At 36.7% G+C, this 19,008-nt stretch carries 15 protein-coding genes; 8 read left to right on the forward strand and 7 right to left on the reverse strand.

Going from position 1 to position 19,008, the window contains the following annotated elements:
• The first annotated feature begins 1 nt into the window (after position 1).
• From TEL01S_RS06200 to TEL01S_RS06215, 4 genes are all read left to right on the forward strand, one after another.
• A complete protein-coding gene (locus TEL01S_RS06200; RefSeq protein ID WP_028843986.1) occupies positions 2–760 on the forward strand; it encodes a type IV toxin-antitoxin system AbiEi family antitoxin domain-containing protein in 759 nt (252 codons plus the stop codon).
• Positions 757–4,413: a CRISPR-associated protein Csx11 gene (locus TEL01S_RS06205; RefSeq protein WP_028843985.1), complete on the forward strand. Its 3,657-nt coding sequence runs from the start codon at positions 757–759 to the stop codon at positions 4,411–4,413. The genes TEL01S_RS06200 and TEL01S_RS06205 overlap by 4 nt, the downstream gene beginning before the upstream one ends.
• A 144-nt stretch (positions 4,414–4,557) precedes the next feature.
• Entirely contained in the window at positions 4,558–4,818 is a 261-nt protein-coding gene (locus TEL01S_RS06210) for a hypothetical protein (protein WP_028843984.1), read from the forward strand.
• Entirely contained in the window at positions 4,751–5,356 is a 606-nt protein-coding gene (locus tag TEL01S_RS06215) for a nucleotidyl transferase AbiEii/AbiGii toxin family protein (RefSeq protein ID WP_028843983.1), read from the forward strand. The genes TEL01S_RS06210 and TEL01S_RS06215 overlap by 68 nt, the downstream gene beginning before the upstream one ends.
• On the opposite strand, the gene wecB is transcribed toward TEL01S_RS06215, so the two are convergent.
• Positions 5,353–6,423, reverse strand: a complete 1,071-nt coding sequence (gene wecB / locus TEL01S_RS06220; protein WP_028843982.1) for a non-hydrolyzing UDP-N-acetylglucosamine 2-epimerase — start codon at positions 6,421–6,423, stop codon at positions 5,353–5,355. The two genes, TEL01S_RS06215 and wecB, sit on opposite strands and share 4 nt — an antisense overlap.
• Before the next feature lie 179 nt (positions 6,424–6,602).
• Here wecB and TEL01S_RS06225 point away from each other — a divergent pair, with 179 nt between their 5' ends.
• Genes TEL01S_RS06225 through TEL01S_RS06240 form a run of 4 tightly spaced genes read left to right on the forward strand, consistent with a single transcriptional unit; the run spans position 6,603 to position 9,665 of the window.
• Positions 6,603–6,830, forward strand: a complete 228-nt coding sequence (locus TEL01S_RS06225) for an acyl carrier protein (RefSeq protein WP_028843981.1) — start codon at positions 6,603–6,605, stop codon at positions 6,828–6,830.
• Positions 6,831–6,834: 4 nt separating this feature from the next.
• Positions 6,835–8,070 (forward strand): AMP-binding protein, encoded by a 1,236-nt coding sequence (locus TEL01S_RS06230; protein WP_028843980.1) that lies wholly within the window; start codon positions 6,835–6,837, stop codon positions 8,068–8,070.
• On the forward strand, positions 8,067–8,789 hold the full coding sequence (locus TEL01S_RS06235) for an SDR family NAD(P)-dependent oxidoreductase (RefSeq protein ID WP_028843979.1): 723 nt from the start codon (positions 8,067–8,069) through the stop codon (positions 8,787–8,789). The genes TEL01S_RS06230 and TEL01S_RS06235 overlap by 4 nt, the downstream gene beginning before the upstream one ends.
• Before the next feature lie 30 nt (positions 8,790–8,819).
• Positions 8,820–9,665, forward strand: coding sequence for a DapH/DapD/GlmU-related protein (locus TEL01S_RS06240; RefSeq protein WP_051366193.1), 846 nt, complete (start codon positions 8,820–8,822; stop codon positions 9,663–9,665).
• A gap of 115 nt (positions 9,666–9,780) precedes the next feature.
• Here the strand turns inward: TEL01S_RS06240 and TEL01S_RS10720 are convergent, their stop codons facing one another.
• The 6 genes from TEL01S_RS10720 to TEL01S_RS06270 form a co-directional block, all read right to left on the reverse strand.
• Positions 9,781–10,740, reverse strand: coding sequence for a thermonuclease family protein (locus TEL01S_RS10720; RefSeq protein WP_012003251.1), 960 nt, complete (start codon positions 10,738–10,740; stop codon positions 9,781–9,783).
• 32 nt (positions 10,741–10,772) lie between these two features.
• Entirely contained in the window at positions 10,773–12,953 is a 2,181-nt protein-coding gene (katG, locus tag TEL01S_RS06250; protein WP_028843978.1) for a catalase/peroxidase HPI, read from the reverse strand.
• Between the two features lie 150 nt (positions 12,954–13,103).
• Positions 13,104–14,819 carry an ABC transporter ATP-binding protein gene (locus TEL01S_RS06255; protein WP_028843977.1) on the reverse strand — a complete coding sequence of 572 codons (1,716 nt, stop codon included), beginning with the start codon at positions 14,817–14,819 and terminating at the stop codon, positions 13,104–13,106.
• A gap of 6 nt (positions 14,820–14,825) precedes the next feature.
• Positions 14,826–15,566 carry an ABC transporter ATP-binding protein gene (locus TEL01S_RS06260; protein WP_012003254.1) on the reverse strand — a complete coding sequence of 247 codons (741 nt, stop codon included), beginning with the start codon at positions 15,564–15,566 and terminating at the stop codon, positions 14,826–14,828.
• A 191-nt stretch (positions 15,567–15,757) separates the two neighbouring features.
• Positions 15,758–17,374: an ATP-binding cassette domain-containing protein gene (locus TEL01S_RS06265; RefSeq protein ID WP_012003255.1), complete on the reverse strand. Its 1,617-nt coding sequence runs from the start codon at positions 17,372–17,374 to the stop codon at positions 15,758–15,760.
• Positions 17,358–18,656, reverse strand: a complete 1,299-nt coding sequence (locus tag TEL01S_RS06270; protein ID WP_012003256.1) for a radical SAM/SPASM domain-containing protein — start codon at positions 18,654–18,656, stop codon at positions 17,358–17,360. Before TEL01S_RS06270 ends, TEL01S_RS06265 begins: the two co-directional genes overlap by 17 nt.
• Between the last annotated feature and the right edge of the window lie 352 nt (positions 18,657–19,008).

Consider the following 19,008-nt stretch of genomic DNA (forward strand, 5'->3'; position numbering starts at 1 on the left):
AATGAGAATCAACCTGCTGGATCGTCTTGCAAAAAGGGGTAATACTTTTACCTTTGAGGAAGTGGTTGAGACATTCAATATTTCAAGAAAAACTCTGTGGGTAATTTTGAGTCGCCTTGAAAAGCGAGGATGGATTGAAAGAATAGAAAAGGGAAAATATATGATCATTCCTCTTGGTGCTGAAAAGGGTAAATACACTCTGAGTGAGTTTGTTATTGCTTCCACTCTTGTTAAGCCCTATGCGATTGCTTACTGGAGCGCTCTTCATTACTATGGTTTGACTGAACAGATACCAAGTACAGTGTTTGTTCAAACTACATCAAGGAAGAAAGAGCAAACCCTCGAAATTTTTGGAATTAATTACAGAATAGTAAGAGTAGCACAAACGAAGTTTTTTGGCTTTCGAAAAGAATGGATAGAGGAAACTCAAATAACTATTACAGACAGAGAAAAGACAATTATAGATTGTCTGGATAAACCTCAATACAGTGGAGGAATAATAGAAGTAGCAAAATCCTTGAAGAATGGAAGATTTGATAAAGATAAATTAGTATCATACGCTGAGAAAATAAATAATTCTGCTGTTCTCAGGCGACTTGGGTTTTTGTGTGAATTTTTGAGAATTGAGATAAACCTACCAGGAATTGAGACGAGGAATTACCTGTATCTTGATCCAACAATGCCAAAGAATGGAATCAAAGATGCAAAATGGCATCTGATCGTGAATCTTGACGAGAAAATTCTGGGGGCGCTGGAATGATTACGCAAAACGAAATGAAGCAGAAAGCGAGGGAATACGGGGTAAATCCATCAACTATTGAAAGAGATTATGCTCAGAATTGGCTATTAATGGCTTTGTCTTCCCTTCCTTTAGTTTTGAAGGGAGGAACTGGTATAAGGAAAGTGTATATAAGTAATTACAGATTCTCTGATGATCTTGATTTCACTCTGCTTGAGGAATTTAGTGCAGAAGAATTTAAAACAACTATCGATAAAGTTATTGAAAAGGCAAGGGAAGAAAGTGGAATGAATTTTTTCGAGGATTTTGAGTTTCAGAAAAATAATAACGGTTTTGAGATTGATACTTACTTTCAGTTTATGCAGAGAGGTGAAAATAGAACCAAAATAAAGTTGGATATAACAAAAGCTAAGAATGAAAGAATATTACTACCCGTGCTTATGAAAAAGATAATTCACCCTTATTCTGATGACCTGGACTGTGAAGTAAAAGTATATTCTCTGGAAGAAATAGTAGCAGAAAAAATAAGGAGTCTGTTTCAAAGAACACGGCCAAGAGATTTATATGATGTTTGGTATCTATGGAGTAAGACGAATGATATCGACAGAAAAGTGGTTTTCAAAGTTCTTCCTGAAAAACTCAAAGAAAAAGGGGTTCTAATTGACATCCAGGATCTTGAAAGCAGGAAAAATGATTTCAGAAATGCATGGGAATTTTCTCTTGGTCATCAATTAAAGGAACTGCCAGATTTTGAAACGGTGTTTTCAACTGTAATTCAAGAGGTGAAGACTATGTGTGTTGAAATGATTAAAAACAACAGAGAGATGATATTGATCGGGGAAATCTGTGCACTACTTCATGATATTGGAAAACTCCATCCTAATTTTATCAAAACACAGTCTGTAGAAGGCATAAAAGGACTGCCTCACCATGCCAGAGGCATAGATCAGCTTATGAAAGCAGAGCTAATTGATTTTTTCAAAAGCATAGATACGAAGATAAACACTGAAAGCATGTCGATATACGATTCCATCAGGTTTCATCATGATAACTCAACGAATAACATTTTAGAGTGTTTAAAAGAGTGTGACAAGAAAGACTCTGCTGATGACAAGGGTATAGTAAGGAGAAAGCAGCACTTGGATAGCACATGGATTTCTTCGCCGTTTGGTCATCCAAAAGAGAAAATAGACCTGAACTGCCTCCAAAAAATATTTGATGATCTTCAGGATAATTTGATTGGACTTTTTAAAAATTATACTTCTATGGATAAAAGTTGTTTCAGAAACACTCTGATTAACAACCTCAAAACCCCATTTTCTCATGCCCTTGGGGAAACAAGAATTCCGGCAAACGATGTCACTTTGTGGGATCATTCTTATTCAACAGCATCTTTGTTTAAATCTGTTTTAGCTGCAATAACATGTGGAACAAATCCAAATCCTCAGGATTTAAAATGGAGAATATTCGCTATATGCTGGAATGGAATGGAATTCATAAACAAAGGAAAAAAGGTGGCTGAGATCCAGTCAAGAAACGATGTGATAGAAAATCTCAAGAAGAAGTTAACGGGGATTTTCGAGGAAGAAATTCCTGTGGGTAATGTGGTCTTTGAAGACATGAATGGAATTTATTTCACTTTCCCAGACCTGAACAGGGCTTGTGATCTTGCAGAAGAATGTGCAAAAATTGCTTTAGAAACGATTCAAAAAGAAACCCAGAACGAACTGTGGCCATTTTTCATCTTGAGTGAGGCAACCCGAACTCTCACGATCATTGCTAATGTACAGAGATCTGCATTCGAAAAGAAAAAGGTACCCAAAATGACACCAGTATTATTTGTTGAAGATAAGGAAAGATATCTGGAAAATCCTGATCTTCCATCCTTTACTGTTAGACAAAGCATATGTCCTGTTTGTGGTATCAGACCAAGAGATGAAGGAAAAGAAAGATGCAAAATATGTTATAAGCGAAGGCAAGGAAGGCTTTCAAAATGGCTTTCAAACAGAGAAGAAACTATATGGATAGACGAAGTTGCAGATAAAAACAACAAAATTGCTTTGATATCTTTGAATTTTTACCTTGATAAATGGCTCGATGGAACAATGGTAGGAACAATTTATTCGCAGACATTTGAAGATTGGTTGAACTCTAAAAAAGCAAAAAAGTTTTTTGAAAATAAACAAAACATTCAAAAGTTAAGAAATAAAGGAGTAAATATAGAAAAAAAGAATAATATGAATCTGTCGAAGGAGTTACTCAAAACTATTACAGATGAGGATATTAAAGAGGATGCTGGATTTAAAAGCAATTTAATAAACACATTTTTTGAAGATATTAGCTCTTCACAGGATCATTCATCTGATGGAAATTATGTCGAAAGATTTGTTAATAACTTAAAGGAACGATTAAAACCTGAACCATTTAATCCATCTAACCTACAAAAATTGCTTTTCACCCAGAACCCGTCTCCTGCCCGATTGTACAGGATATGGCAGGAAACAACTGAATTCTTTGATTTGGTAGTTAGTGAGGTAAAAAATAAGATCTACAGCAATAAATGGAAAAGAATAAAGTTTTTCGTAAATTATACTGACTTAAAATCTAAACTAAAGCAAGGGATGGGAATAGAAGAGAAAACTCCTTACTTAGTTCAAATAGATGATTTAAAGCCACAAAAACTACTCGTTTTTCACGATGAAAATGGAGAATTCTATACAATAGAATCTCTTGGAAAATTCAAGTTTAACAATAACATAGGGGAAGAAGCTGTTAAAGAGGCGCTAAAACAGGAATTTAAGCATCTCGCTCCAGAAGATGATCCAGACGAAAATCTATTGAACAAATCAGTAAAGCCCGACGAAAATAATATAAAAATAGAAGAATACTATCCATTAATTGAAATCAACAAATCCCCATTCTCACTTCGCCTAATAGTTCCCGCGCAAGACTCGATGAAAATCATAGCTCTGGTTACAGATCTATACAACGAAATGTTTAAAAGAGTTATAGGAAAGCTTTCTTTAAACATCAAGCTCCTTGTGACAAAAAGAAAATTCCCTCTTTATTTATTTCTCGATGCAGAAAACAGAATGCTTGAGGATGAAGAATTCAAAAAACAAGTGGCAATGGATCCATGGTGGAATATTCAAAGACACGATGAGTTCTATGGTTTTTATCCTGCAAAGCCCGTAGAACATGAGAACAAATATACTCTCGATGATCTGAATCCAATCTCTAAAGGAAAGATCTTCTATCTCTATCCAGGATATTTCGACTTCGATCTACTTTCGGAAAATACAGACAGATACAATATAGCTTATTCAAAAGGAGAGAAGATAAAAAGAGCAGATGAGATCTACAGACTCCTCACAGAAAGACCATATTATTTTTATGAAATTTCTGAAATACTCGAGTTGTGGGATGTTCTAACGAATCTAACCAGTTCACAGATACATTTTGTTGAAGAAGCTCTCACTTTAAAAATCAGGGAATGGAGAGAGGTAAAAGACAGAGAAAATGTGTTCATGAACTTTGCAGAGGCAACTCTAAAAGATGCTTTTAACAACAAGTGGGACAAATTGAGAGATGAAACAAAATGGTTTCTTTTGAAATCAGCCTGTAATGGTCTTTTGCTTGATACTATAAACCTTTTCAAAAGAACACTCGCGTAGAATAAAGCTCGAAGACATAAAGTGACCTGACTTGTTCATCCTGCTGTGATATATTGATGGTATGGACGTTTTCCACTGTATTTTCAATTTCATGCGAACTATCACTGTTCATGGCTTGTGGTAAAATAAAAAAGGTGGTAAAAAATGAATTTCTCCTGGGATTATTGTACAGGTGTTGAAACGATTATCAGAAAAATGATTCTGGGAAATGTGGATGATCTAAAATGGCTTTTGAATGAATACCATAAAGAGAAACTGAAAGAAATTTTCCTAAGCAATCTCCATAGATTTCGTGGCAAAGATAGAAGTTTCTGGAAAATTTTGCTGGAGGTTTCTGATGAAGAAATTGAGAGAAGATCAAATGAAAGTTTTAGAGAAACTTCTGCAATTAGGTATTTTCCATGATTTTTACCTTGCAGGTGGAACATCTCTTTGCTTGAAATACAACCACAGGCCTTCTTTGGATTTTGACTTTTTCCTTTTTCCTGAAAAAAACTTTTCAAACATATACGAGAACGAGATATACAAACATTTCAATATAGAATTTATTTATAAAGATAACCAAACGCTTATTTTTCAATTAGATGGGATTAAGGTTTCACTATTTGAATATCCATACCCACTTTTAGAAGAACCAGACAAGATCACAGATCTTTATTTAGCACATGATAAAGATATTGCTTGTATGAAAATGAGCGCAATCGCTCAGAGAGGACTCAAAAAAGATTTCTTCGATTTATGGTATTTAATCAACATTTACAGATGGGGTATGAAAGAATTGCTTTCAATGCTTGAGAGAAAATACAAGGATTATAATCCGCTTATATTCCTTAAGGCACTCGTATATTTCGAAGACGCAGAGAAAAACATAGATTTTGAAGAAGTGGAAGAAAAATGGCTCAGTATAAAGAAATTCTTTACCGGTTATATAAAATCTTTTTAATTATTCCTGAAAAAACTCGTCTTTATAATCTCAACAATCTTTTCAGAAGAATTTCCATCGCCATAGACATTTTCAGGATATTCCACAGAGTTATCTTCCATGGTTATATCGAACAAGTTATTTTCATCTGATAGACTGTTCCATTCTGCTTCAACAAGCTCTCTCCAACCTGTGTCTGGCATTACAACCACTGCTTGTTTTCCAGCGAAATAAGCCTCTTTTTGAAGGCCTCCACTGTCTGTTATGACCTTCCAGCAGTTCTTCACAAGACCCATTAGATTCAAGTAATCTACCGGCTCGATTATCACAGCATTTTCTAAATATTTCCACAGTTTGAATTCTTCTATTCTCTTTTTTGTCCTTGGATGTATTGGAAGCACTATTTTTATTTGCTCTGATATCTTTTTCAGCTGCTGAAGAATTTTTCCTAATTTCTCTTTGCTGTCGACATTGAAATCTCTGTGAAGTGTGACAAGAATATATTCATTTTCTTCAAGATCGAGGGCTTTGTACGTATCATACCTGAAACTTTTTTCCATCTGCAGATACAGATCGTACATCACATCGCCAGCAAAATACACACCTTTTTCTATCCCTTCTTTTTTCAGATTCTCTACGGCAAGCATTGAAGGGCAAAACAGGTAAGTTGATACATGATCTGTCAATATTCTGTTTATCTCCTCTGGCATATCTTTTGGCTCCTGCCTGACTCCTGCTTCGATGTGTGCAACTGGTATCTTTAACTTTGCTCCAACGATTGCGCCTGCAAGAGTGGTGTTTGTGTCTCCATAAACCAGTATCATATCTGGTTTTTCTTTCAAAACTACTTTTTCAAACTCTATCATGATCTTTCCTGTCATCTCTCCATGACTGGCTGAACCGACATTGAGATTGTAGTCTGGATTTTTTATGCCAAGCACCTCAAAAAACACATCGGACATGTTGTAATCATAGTGCTGCCCAGAATGAACGAGTATCTCTTCGATATAATGTTCTTTCAACCTCTTGTGAACAATCGCTTCTTTTATAATCTGCGGCCTTGCCCCAACTAATGAAAGCAGTCTCATTCGACCAAACCTCCTGAATTTATATCTCTAAAGACTATACTAACAGAAAAGCTGAATTTATTATGGCACACCTTATTATATTGCAGAACCGTTATAGAAACTACTTATCAGTGTTATACTATATAATAGTGGCAAGTTCGATTTCATAAGTAGTATCTGGCAGGAAGGAGAGTCATGATATGGAAGAAGAAGTAAAGAAGATAATAAACAAAATCTTAGAAAGAAAGAAAAAGGAACCATTAAAAGAACTAAATTACGATCTATCGCTGAGAAATGATCTGGATATGGATTCATTAGATCTGGCAGAACTGACTGTTAGGATAGAAGACGCATTTGGAATTGATGTGTTCGAAGACGGGATTATTGATACAATTGGTGAGATAATGGATAAAATTAATAAAAGGTGATGATATGAAATTATTTTTCTGGACTGAAAACATGCAGAAAACATATGAGAATTTGATCGATGATATAAATAAAACAAAAAAATTGAAAAGATATATAAAAGAAAAAGAGCCGTATGAGATATACAAAAATTTGATAGCAAGTATATTAGCCTGTGAAAATGTGGTCCTTCTGGATTCGGATTTTTCAAACGAAGAGATATTAAATTTGGGCATTTCTATTGAAAATCTTGAAGAAGAAGTAGATGTTGAAGATATAAGTGTATCGAGTTTTGAAGAAGTGCTGCGATTAATTGAAACATATGGGAAAAACTGGCAGGTTACGCTCTATACTTCTGGAACAACTGGAAGACCAAAAAGAGTTTCACACAACTTGGAAACTTTAACCAGGGGTGTAAAAACTGGGGAGAGATTCAAAAATAACATCTGGGCATTCGCATATAATCCCACACACTTTGCTGGATTACAGGTGTTTTTTCAGGCTTTTTATAACGAAAACCCCATGATTTACGTCTTTGAAATGAATAGAAAGAAAATAGAGGAAACCCTGAGAAAATTCAAAGTAACCAACATTTCCGCAACACCAACATATTACCGCTCGATCATACCGTATTTTAAGAATCAGGTGACTTCTATAGAAAGAATTACAATGGGTGGCGAAAAGTTTGACGAAGATTTAGAAAGGGAACTTTTGAGAATTTTCCCAAACGCGAAGATCAGAAATGTTTATGCGTCGACAGAAGCGGGGAGTTTGTTTGCTGCGGAAGGTGATATATTTAAAATAAATCCAGAAATGGCGGATAAAATAAAAATATCGGACGATAATGAGCTGTTAATCCATAAAAGCCTGTTGGGGTATTCACATGATCTTCAGTTAGATGGCGAATGGTACAGAACCGGCGATGTAGTTGAAAAAATAGATAAAAATCATTTCAGGTTTTTCGCAAGAAAAACAGAGATGATAAACATTGGTGGGTATAAGGTAAACCCACACGAAGTAGAAAATGAGATCAAGAAAATTGATGGAGTAATAGATGCCGTGGTCAAAGCCAGAAAAAATAAAGTAACTGGGAATATATTGATGGCAGATATAAAGGTTAAAGATGGAACGGATGTTGAGAATAAAGAAAAAGAGATAATAACAATTCTGAGTGAAAAATTGCAGAATTGGAAAGTCCCAAGAATTCTGAATTTTGTTGAAGAAATAGAGACAACCAAAACAAGTAAGAAGATGAGAATATGAAGACTGTGGTGGTTACAGGAGATTCACGAGGCTTAGGAAGCGAAATATGCAAAGAGTTGCTAAGAAAAGGTTATAGAGTCATAGGAATAAGCCGAAAAGTGTCTGAAAAAGTTATAGAAATGCAAAGCATCTATGGGAAACTCTATAATCACATAAATTTTGATTTGAGTGAGTCTGAAAAGATAAAAGATTTGTACATCGATCTTTTAAAACCTGAAGGACCGATATACGGATTAGTAAACAATGCAGCAATAGCTTACGATGACATTGTTACAAACGCACAAATTGAACCTTTGGAGAAAATGTTCAGAGTAAATGTTTATTCCACTATATTGTTAACAAAATATATAATAAGGGATATGTTACTTCATAACACCCAGGGAAGTATAGTACATATAAGCTCTGTAAGCGCGCACACAGGATATAAAGGTTTAAGTATGTATGCAGCAACAAAAGGAGCCATCGAGGCTTTTTCCAAAACAGTGGCAAGAGAATTTGGTACTAAGAAAATAAGAAGTAACTGTGTAGCTCCTGGTTTTATGGAAACAGATATGAGTCGATCACTTACAGAAGAAGATAAAAAAAGAATATATCAAAGAAATTCTTTAAAAGAAGAAACGAAAATTGAAAGTGTGGCAAAAGCTGTTCTATTTTTATTAGATGAAGAAAGTTACTCAATTACAGGTCAGGTTATCCATGTTGATAATGGAACCATCTGACATATTTTAAAACCTCCAGGAGTTGGTAGAATGCTTTTGTCAGAAATTAAAGGCATAAATTTCTTAAAAGATGGTCATTTCGAGAATTTTGGGAAGTTAGGGAGAATATACCTGAATAACACGATATCTTTCATAAACTCGGAAGAATACTTGAAGCACATTAATGAAAAAATCACATGTATAGTCTGTACTGAAGAACTTATTAAATATTTTGTCGACAAAGACATTGGCATTGTGGTTTCGAAGAAACCAAAAAACACGTTTTACGAAATTTACTACCAACTTTATTTAAATGGATATTTTAAGTATGCAGAAAACAAAATATCGGACAAAGCATATATCTCACCAAGAGCTGTTATTGCAAAATCTGGTGTTATTATAGGCGACGACTGTGTAGTTGAGGACAATGTTGTTATTCGAGAAGGATCTATTTTGGAAGAAAGTGTAATAGTTAGAAATAACTCTATCATTGGTTGCGAAGGATTTGAAGTTGCTAATATTTTTGGAGTCAATAAAATTGTCCCACATACAGGATATTGTGTATTGAGAAAGAATGTTGAAATATTACACAATGTTTGTATTTGTAAAGGTCTTTTTAAAGGATATGACACAATAATAGGTGAGAATGTGAAAATTGATAATTTTACTCAAATAGCACATGCTGTGAAAATCGGGAAAAACTCAGAGATCGCTGGTGGAACAGTTATTTCAGGAAATACAGAAATAGGAGAAAATGCTTGGATTGGTCCCAATGCAACCATTTCGAACGGTTTAAAAATTGGTAATAGTGTGCATATTTCCATTGGAGCTGTTGTCGTTAATAATCTGGATGATAAAAGAAAAAGTGTCCGGCAATTTTGCTTACGAACACCGTAATTTTTTGAAGGATTTTATTGCCAAAAAAATACGATAAACTTTGTATCTGACTCTAAACATTGATTCTTTGAAAGCTCGAATGCAATTTTTCAAAACAGTAAAGTTTAATATCATCTCAGAAACTGATGTGTTCAAAATTTAATACACCATGGTCCAAATAAAAAACCATTGGGTAGAAATATCTTCCAGCCAGTTTTCCATTTTGATCATACACTCTTGCTTCGTCGCCAGAATTGTTCCAGATATGTATTTTTGTCCAGATGAATGTCCCGGCTGCTTTTGGCCCGGATGAAATCACTACAGATTCGCGAGGTTTGAGCACAAAATCTGGGAAAATGAATGATTGCCCTCCATAACTTTCTATTTTCCAGCCTTTCAGATTTAGCTCTGTACCACCGAGATTTATTACAAATACCTTTTCGGCTTGACCTTTGTACTCTACATAAACCCCAACAGAAACAGGTGTAGTGCTAAAACCAGATTTGAGATTTTGTAGAACCATGTTTTCATCGATCTTTCCCCACAGGCCAAGACTGTTTTCTCTTGCATAGCGTTCTGCTTGCAATAAAAAATCGCGCATTGGTTCATCTACTCTGTAAGATGTCAAAGCGCGCCCATAACCATTGAGTAATAAAACCAAACTGTGAGAAACAAGGACAGGCTCGTTCGAGCTATCAAAAGCATAGTACCAAACATGTGCGAGCAAACGCTGATATCTATCTAATAAATCAGGATACTGAAACGTTAGAAAAACCCTACCGTCTTTCTCAAGGAGTATCTTTGTGAAAAGTGATGCTGCTCGCGCAAAATATTCCACCTCTTTTTGTGGATGAACACTTTCTGGAGTATCCAGGCCAATAATTCGCAGTGTTTTTACTTTTTCATTCAATCTAACCTCGACAGTGTCCCCATCGATGTGCCTGTTGATCAGGGCTGTTTGCGAGCTTTGCAAAGAAATTGCAAATTCTTTTGCATACAGAAATGTGACACCATTTCTGTGCAATTCAATGACATTCAATGCAAAACAAAGCGAGGAGACCACAAAAATCATTGCAAACGCTATATGTATTTTCACTTGTACCGCCTTTCTGAAAATACACTTTTTTGCTATACTTTCAAATCAAACCTGTCCAGAGTCATAACTTTATCCCAAGTTTTAATAAAGTCAGATACAAACTTTTCCTTTTCATCATCACTCGCATAGACTTCCGCGACAGCTCGCAGTTCATCGTGATGGGCAAAGATAAGATCTACTCTTGTTGCTTTGAACTCCGGCTCTTTTGTTTTTCTATTAAATCCCTCAAACAAATAACGATGTTCATCTATCTGTTTCCACTCAATATTCATATCCAGCAGATTTACAAAAAAGTCATTTGTCAGAGTGCCTACAGTATGTGTTAAAACTCCATAATTTTTATAACTGTAAACAGCTCCAAGTACTCTCAATCCTCCAACGATTACAGCCAGTTCTGGCACTGTTAGTTTTAATAACTGGGCTTTGTCTATTAGAAAATATTCTGGAGTTGTGCTAATATCTGATTCATCTATTTTGTATGGATCTTTGAAGTAATTCCTGAAACCGTCTGCAAAAGGTTCTATTTCTCTATAAAATTCTTCCTCAACCTGATCTTGAAGGGCATCTACTCTTCCAGGAATGAATGGAACTCTGACATCAAACCCAGCCTTTTTAGCAGCAAATTCTATAGCAGCACAGCCTCCGAGAACTATCAAATCGGCTATGGAAACCTTCTTGTTGTTTTTTTGCTCTTCATTGAATTTTTTCTGGATTTTTTCATAAACCTTTATGATCTTTATCAGATCATATGGATGATTTACCTCCCATAGATTCATGGGACGCAACCTTATCCGTGCTCCGTTAGCTCCACCTCTTCTGTCAGAATCTCTGTAAGTTGAAGCTGAAGACCAGGCGGTATAGACCAGTTGAGAAATATTTATACCAGAATTGAGGATCTGCTTTTTCAGATATTCAATATCTTCTTCATCGATCAGTTCATAATCTCTTTTGGGTAAAGGGTCCTGCCAGATGAATTCTTCTTTTGGAACATAAGGACCGATATAGCACGATTTTGGTCCCATATCTCTGTGAGTAAGTTTGAACCACGCTCGGGCAAAGGCTTTTTCAAATTCTTCGGGATTTTCAAGAAACTTCTTTGCAATTTTTGAATAAACCGGATCAAATTTCAAAGCCAGATCAGCTGTGAGCATTCGGGGTTTGTGCCTTCTGTTTGGATCGAAAGGATCAGGAACCATTTCCGGGGCATTTTTAGCTACCCACTGGTTTTTCCCATCTGGGCTTTTTTCGAGTTCCCATTCGAACTCCAAAAGAAACTTCAAATACTGTATACCAAATTTCGTTGGCTTTGAAGACCATATGACTTCAAATCCCGATGTATATGTATCAGAAGCCTTACCGGTTTTGTATGTGTATTTCCATCCCAACCCCATTTGTTCTATGGGCGAAGAGCTTGGGTCTGGACCGAGGTCTTTGCTGGGCCCGGCTCCATGGCATTTTCCAAAAGAATGCCCACCAGCAATCAAAGCCACTGTTTCTTCATCATTCATACCCATTCTGCTAAAGGCAAGTCTTATTTCTTTGGCAGATCCAGCTGGGTCGGGATTTCCCATGGGGCCTTCAGGATTGACATAGATCAACCCCATTTCAGTTGCAGCAAAAGGTTTCTCCAGTTCTCCTTCTTTAAAACGCTCTTTTCCACTCAACATTTCCTGCTCGGCTCCCCAATCCGGGCTTTCGTCGGCTTCAAAAACATCCTCTCTGCCAAGAGAAAATCCCAGAATTTTTACACCCATATCCTGCAGGGCAACAGTCCCGGCAAGAATAATCAAATCTGCCCAAGAGAGCTTTTTCCCGTATTTTTTCTTGATAGGCCAGAGTAACCTGATAGCCTTATCGAGGTTTATATTGTCCGGCCAGTTTATCCTTGCTGGAAACCGAATACTGCCGTTTTTAGCACCACCTCTGCCGTCGTGAATTCTGTAGCTCCCGGCACTATGCCACGAAAGTCGAATAAAAAGAGGACCATAATGTCCAAAATCAGCGGGCCACCAGTCTTGAGAAGTCTTCATAAGTTTTTTCAAATCTTCTATAACAGCATCAACATCGAGAGTTTTAACCTCTTTGAGATAATCATAATCTGATCCGTATGGATTTGAATCTGAACAGTTTTGCCTTAAAATTTTCAGGTTTAGTCTGTTTGGCCACCAATCTGTGATCCACCTTTTTCTTGATTTTCGCTCTTTGCTTTTCACAATATCCCCCCTCTTTTTCGTTCTGCTACTATATAATATCTAATGCTACCATACAATTTAAAATTGATAAAAACACCTGTCAATATGAATACCAGCAGGTGTTTTCGAATCAAATAGTCTTGTGTGTGTTCACAAAATTCTTGCAGGTACTTATGTTGTCAATTGATTTTCCACTATTTTTCTGTATGTGGAGGATTTTTCCATGAGTTCATCATGTGTTCCTTCAGCTTCTACCTTTCCATCGTTCAGTACGATGATTCTGCCAGCCTTCTTTATAGTAGAAAGCCTGTGGGAGATAATAACAACAGTATCGATCTCTTTCAAAATCCTTTCAAGTATCCTTTCTTCTGTTTCACTATCTATGCCAGAGGTAATTTCATCCAAGATTAGTATCTGTGGTTTTCTAATTAAAGCCCTTGCAAGAATGATTCTCTGTCTCTGACCATCTGAGAGTCTTGTCCCTCTTTCACCAACAACTGTGTCTATTCCATTTTCCAGTTTCTCAACAAAGTCGCATTCGCACATTCTAAGAACTCTTTCTATTTCTTCTTTTGAAAAGTCTTCGAAAAGTGTCACGTTGTTTTTGATCGTTGTATCAAAAAGTATATCGTTTGAGCGAACAAGAACGATGTTTCTTCTGAGTGAAAGAAGAGAGTATTGCTCAATGGGAACACCGTTTATGAGAATTTCACCCTTTGCGGGAGACAGTAGTCTGCTGAAGAGAGAAACCAGTGTACTCTTTCCTGCACCAGATCTTGCCACTATGGCTATCTTGTCTCCGGAGTTTATCTCGAGGTTCAAACCAGCGAGAACAGGTATTTCATCGTATTTAAAATGCACGTTTTTCAACAGCAGTTTTTCGAACTTTTCAAGATTTATGCCGCCTGCTCTTTCAAAAGGTAGGGAAAACACTCTTGCAAAATTTTCCCAGTTTGGAAGTGTCGAGAAAAACATCGTCAAGCCTGTGAGTGCCATTCTGACAATATCGTACATCCAGTTCATGTAGGACTCAAAAGCCAGAAGCGTTCCGACACTTATCTCACCTTTCCAGAGAAGGTAAACACCGAAGGCAAGGACAATGGTACCTCCAACCCATCTGTTCATGTCGATGTTTCTGTTTGACAGTTCGTTTACTGTACTGTGGGTAATGCTCGCCCTGCTCCACTCTCTAGCACTTGAATCGAGGAAATCTCTGAGAAAAAAGAAGCCAGAAAACTGTTTGAGAACCGGTATTCCTTCCATCACTTCTCTGGATCTTTTCAAAAATCTCTGGTAGGCTTCCTGATCTTTTTGAGAAGTTTTGATGACCAGCCTTCTCAGGATTGAGGTTGATACAAAAAACAGGGCGATACTCACCAGGACCACAAGGGTAAGTTTTACATTCAAGATGAACAGAAGCGAAAGAACAACAAGAAAAAAACCCAGATTGAAGAAAAACTGTAGCCTTGCAAGATAAATCCCCGAAGACACCTTCGGAATATCACTCATGAACACCGAAAGATAGTCACCTGTGTTTTTCGAGCTTAGAAAAGATAGTGGAAGTGTCAGGATTTTTGCATAGGCACCCTTTGATTCTTTAACCCGTGATGCGTTCAGCAGGTATTTCACAACTGAGTAGTTCAGTCTGTACATGATGAATGTCTGGAACACAAGAACAACAAAGTAAAACATAGAAAACAGAATGACTTCTTCTACAGAGCCCCTGTAGAATGCACTGTCGATGGTCTTTTTTATGAGAAGTGGAGTGAGAACGTTGGTGGTTAAAAACAGGCTCTCCAGTAACAAGAAAATCGGATAGTGCTTTTTGTATTTCCTCTCGAATTTTTTGATATTGTCTCTGACCTTACCTGCTGAGAAAAATTTCATAGCCTCTCAATCCTCCGGAAATGCCTGTATCTCCAAAACACCTCTCAACACTGCCGCTAAATCTTCCTTTTTTGGAGAAAATTCGAGAACTTTTTCGCCCTTTTTCAAAACGATCACCCTGTCTGCGATCTTTAAATCCTCCAGGTCATGACTTGCAAAGATGACGATTTTACCACTCTCTTTGAGTCTTTTCATGATCTCGTGTATCTTCAATCTCGTTCTGAGATCAACTCCACTGCACGGCTCATCGAAGATGTATATGCTCGCCTTTTTCATCAGGGCTCTTGCCACATCAACTCTTTTTTTGTACCCGGTGGAAAGTTCCATGTACCTCTTTTTCCTGCACTCCAGAAGACCCAGTTCCTTCATCACTTTTTCTGTTTCTCTCTTCAACGTTTTTCCAAGAAGGTCATTCAACATACCAAAAAACTTCAGATTCTCTTCCACACTCAACCTGTAGTAGAAGCTCCTCTCATACCCGGTTGATATGCTGACCTTTTCTACTGCAAAGGAAGGTTTTTCCACGATGTTCACACTGTCTATGAGAACCTTCCCTCTATCAGGAATGAGAAAGGAGGCTATAACCTTCAAAAGTGTCGTCTTTCCCGCCCCGTTGGGACCTATCAGTGCGAGGATTTCGTTCATGAAAATGTCGAAGGAAACATTCTTCAAAATGTGCTTTCCGCCTATGCTCTTGTTAACTTCTCTGAGAGTAATGGCTTTGGTGCGAGCACCTTTCCTTTCCATTTACAATCCCCCTTTTTCCGATAACTTGAAGCCTCCCCGCTGCGTTGGTAAAAGATAAAACCGCAATCGTTAAAATTATCACATATTTTGCTATCAATAAGAACTCTCGCAACAATCTTGCAGTGTTTTTGAAAAACCGCATGCTTTGACTGTTTTGACTTCGAAATTCGCGTTCAAATTGTTTAAAGAGTTTAAGAGAATTCCACAATGCCATCACATAAATTCTCCAGGAAATCCCGGGAATGCGAAACGATTAAAATTATAGACTCACCTGATTTGCGTTGTATCAGTTCCTCTAATGCTCGGATTTTCATTTCATCCAAATAAGTTGTTGGTTCATCTAAAAGATACAGATCTTTATTATCCTGTGCAAATGTCCTTACTATCGCTATTCTCTGGCGTTCTCCCCCGGAAAGGTTGCGCCCAACTTCCTCCACTTCTTTTTCGAGTGAGAGATCATCCAGAAACTCCAACAGTTCCTCATCAAGAGGTTTATTTTCCCCAAGGAGTATGTTTTCTCTAACTGTTCCCTTGAAAAAGATCGAATGCTGAGGAAGATAGCCGACCCTGCAATAATACGAGTCTATTTCAATTTCACTCAATGGTATGTCGTTGACGAAAACATAGTTTTTTTCTATACCTAAGAGTCCAAGAATGATCTTTATTGCTGTGCTCTTTCCTATCCCACTCTTTCCGAAAAGTCCAACGATTTCACCCTTTTTGGCATACAGTTTGAAATTTTCAAGCAGCAGGGAAGAGTTCTTGTAAGAAAAACTCGGTATGTGTACCCTCAAAGACTCGATCTTTCTGTCTAATTGTTGCAGTTTGAAAGTGGTATAGGATCTTCCTCCAAATGGCGCTTCTAAAATTTCCGAAAGTCTTTTGTAAACAACTTTTATCTCTTGGCGGTGTATGTTGAAATCCCAAAAGTTCCTGGCAGAGTCGTAGATGTAGTTTATTACCATCAACACTGCCACCAAACCACCAGCTTGCATGAGGCCTATTTTCATTTGATAAACTCCCATGATGATTACTATTATGTATCCACTGTTGAACAATATAGCAAGAGGAACGTTGAATAGAACGATTGACTTTATTCGCCTGATATCACTTTTTGTGTACTCGTCATTGAATTCCTTGAATTTTGCTATCGAAAATTTTTGCTTCAAAAACACCCGGAACATTTCTATACCCTGGATGTATTCCTTAAGCCTGCTTACGAATTCTGTCTGCAATTCGAGAGTTTTGTGTGTTAAACTTCTAACCCTGGGATTCACATAGTGAGCTAAGACAAAAAAAGCCAGCAGAGGAAAGGTCGATACCGCAATCGCCAAAGGATTTAGGAAAAGACCGATGGTTAAAGCGAATGAAAACGTGAGTAAGTCTTTCATGAAAAATACGAAAGTTGGATAGAAAAAATTTTGAATTCTTTCCGTATCCGAACTGATGTAGGTGAACAATCTACCCATCTCTAAGGAAAAAACCTGGTTAAAGTTGTTCTGAGCCACCTCAAATATTGTTTTCCTAAGTGATGCAGAGAAAAGTCTCATTCTACTTTCAAAGATGTAATATGAAGCGTATGTTAGAAATTCTTTTGACAGGCTTACCACTAGAAGTAGCATTACTTGGATTTTGAACAGATTGTCTGAAATACTCTTAGCCAGTATAGAGTTGATGATATTTTTCGAAAGCAACGGAATGGGGATAGTCATCCCCGTTGCACAAACAAGCAGCAAAAAGGCAAAAAACAAGTGTAAAAAGTGTTCTTTAAGAAGCCTCAATATCTGCCTTTTAGTCGAGCTTTTCATGTTCTTTCACCAACTTTAACACTTTGTTGGAATAAAGCAAGTTTATCGGGACTTTTGGATCGAGTTTATAATTGGCGAGCTCCCATAAAATAGTGAAAACGCTTTTTAAAAATATATCACAAGTCAAACTGTCAGCTTGTGCTTCGAAGTAATTTTTTCCGGAAAGTAAGTCAACTGCCCTACATCCACCACCACATAAATATTTTATAGGACAATTTGGGCAAATTTTTTGAACGATAGGCGACCCAAAACCTGTTTGACTTCGAAACAGATGAATATAATCCCTTAGTTTCTCCGATTCTGTAATATGGCAGATTTTAAATTTATCATTTATTAATTCGCTGCACGGATACAAATAACCATCCGGTCCAAGAGACAGTTGATTGTAAAGCGCGGAGCAGTTGTATCTCTTAAGTTGATTGAGTAATCTAAACTTAATCTCCTCAACAAAATAGATTTTAACTTTATTATAATGAAGTGAGTAATAAACTAAGAACTGATATAAATCAATTAATTCCTCACGAAAAGGGATCAATTGATTAATTTTTGCTCTTCCATAATTTTCAATAATTGGAAAGTGAATAAAGTTAATACCTATTTTTTCACTATATTTTATGAACTTTATAACCTCGTCTTTGTTATAAGAATGTAATGTGTAACTTAGAGCAATATCAGTCTTCGCATTTTTCAGTTTGGCTACATTTTTGAGTAATTTTCGAAAATTTCCACCACGTACTTTTTGATAAGTATTTTCATGCACCGCATCAAGGCTAATTTGTACGTTAAACCGCGGAGTCGTCAATATGTCTTCTATTTTATCTAATAAAAGTCCGTTGGTTAATAAGAAAATTTTTGCATTTGTTTTTTCTAATATCTCTGTTAATAAATTTCTTAAATGCGGCCAAGTTAGGGGCTCACCCCCACCTATTGTTACATTCTCAATATTGTATCGATTGATAAGATCGATGATTAAAGGAATATATTCTTTATTGAGCATCTGATAGTTTTCGTCCGGTTTTGATTCATAGAAGCAATGAATACACTGCAAATTGCAATTAAATGTTGGGAGTATTGATATCCCAATGAAGTTGGGGAATGTATTACCCTTTAGATTTTTCATCTCTTTTTCATTTGGCTTTTTGTCCTCGAAAACTTTAATCAAATCCTGATTGCTGTTTTTGCATTTTAAAGCCGACCTTTTGTCGACAATTATCCATCTGAGAGTGTCTGAGTCAAAACATAAGCAATAATCACTTTTTATATCCTTAAAAAACCGCTGCATTTTTCTTCCTCCTTAATTTCTTGATAAAAAACATATGGGAAGGGTGGGGGAGGAAATTTTTAATGCACGAAGTATGAGCAATGAGCAGCTGAGAGCGAACAATTCACCCTGGCGGCTGTGACTTTAAAAATCAACTTTTTCACATCTGACCATTTTAGTAATATTTTCATTCTAACACCTCCTCATGACTTTCCCCCCACCCTTCTGAATACCATCGTGAAATTGCTTTTATTTTCATTATTTACACTAATGCTAATATCTTCATTAAAAACGCTGTTTTTTGATTGATACCGTGCATCCTTCCGTAGATCTTTAATTCTGCAAATAAAATTTTGACCTCGCGTTTGCGCAT

The organism is Pseudothermotoga elfii DSM 9442 = NBRC 107921 (genome assembly GCF_000504085.1).
GTDB classification, from domain to species: Bacteria; Thermotogota; Thermotogae; order Thermotogales; family DSM-5069; genus Pseudothermotoga_B; species Pseudothermotoga_B elfii.

Bases quoted from the DNA above. Each gene is read 5' to 3' on its own strand.
- TEL01S_RS06200 (WP_028843986.1), top strand. From the start codon at position 2: ATGAGAATCAACCTGCTGGATCGTCTTGCAAAAAGGGGTAATACTTTT.
- TEL01S_RS06205 (WP_028843985.1), top strand. From the start codon at position 757: ATGATTACGCAAAACGAAATGAAGCAGAAAGCGAGGGAATACGGGGTA.
- TEL01S_RS06210 (WP_028843984.1), top strand. From the start codon at position 4,558: ATGAATTTCTCCTGGGATTATTGTACAGGTGTTGAAACGATTATCAGA.
- TEL01S_RS06215 (WP_028843983.1), top strand. From the start codon at position 4,751: ATGAAGAAATTGAGAGAAGATCAAATGAAAGTTTTAGAGAAACTTCTG.
- wecB (WP_028843982.1), bottom strand. From the start codon at position 6,423: ATGAGACTGCTTTCATTAGTTGGGGCAAGGCCGCAGATTATAAAAGAA.
- TEL01S_RS06225 (WP_028843981.1), top strand. From the start codon at position 6,603: ATGGAAGAAGAAGTAAAGAAGATAATAAACAAAATCTTAGAAAGAAAG.
- TEL01S_RS06230 (WP_028843980.1), top strand. From the start codon at position 6,835: ATGAAATTATTTTTCTGGACTGAAAACATGCAGAAAACATATGAGAAT.
- TEL01S_RS06235 (WP_028843979.1), top strand. From the start codon at position 8,067: ATGAAGACTGTGGTGGTTACAGGAGATTCACGAGGCTTAGGAAGCGAA.
- TEL01S_RS06240 (WP_051366193.1), top strand. From the start codon at position 8,820: ATGCTTTTGTCAGAAATTAAAGGCATAAATTTCTTAAAAGATGGTCAT.
- TEL01S_RS06255 (WP_028843977.1), bottom strand. From the start codon at position 14,819: ATGAAATTTTTCTCAGCAGGTAAGGTCAGAGACAATATCAAAAAATTC.
- TEL01S_RS06260 (WP_012003254.1), bottom strand. From the start codon at position 15,566: ATGGAAAGGAAAGGTGCTCGCACCAAAGCCATTACTCTCAGAGAAGTT.
- TEL01S_RS06265 (WP_012003255.1), bottom strand. From the start codon at position 17,374: ATGAAAAGCTCGACTAAAAGGCAGATATTGAGGCTTCTTAAAGAACAC.
- TEL01S_RS06270 (WP_012003256.1), bottom strand. From the start codon at position 18,656: ATGCAGCGGTTTTTTAAGGATATAAAAAGTGATTATTGCTTATGTTTT.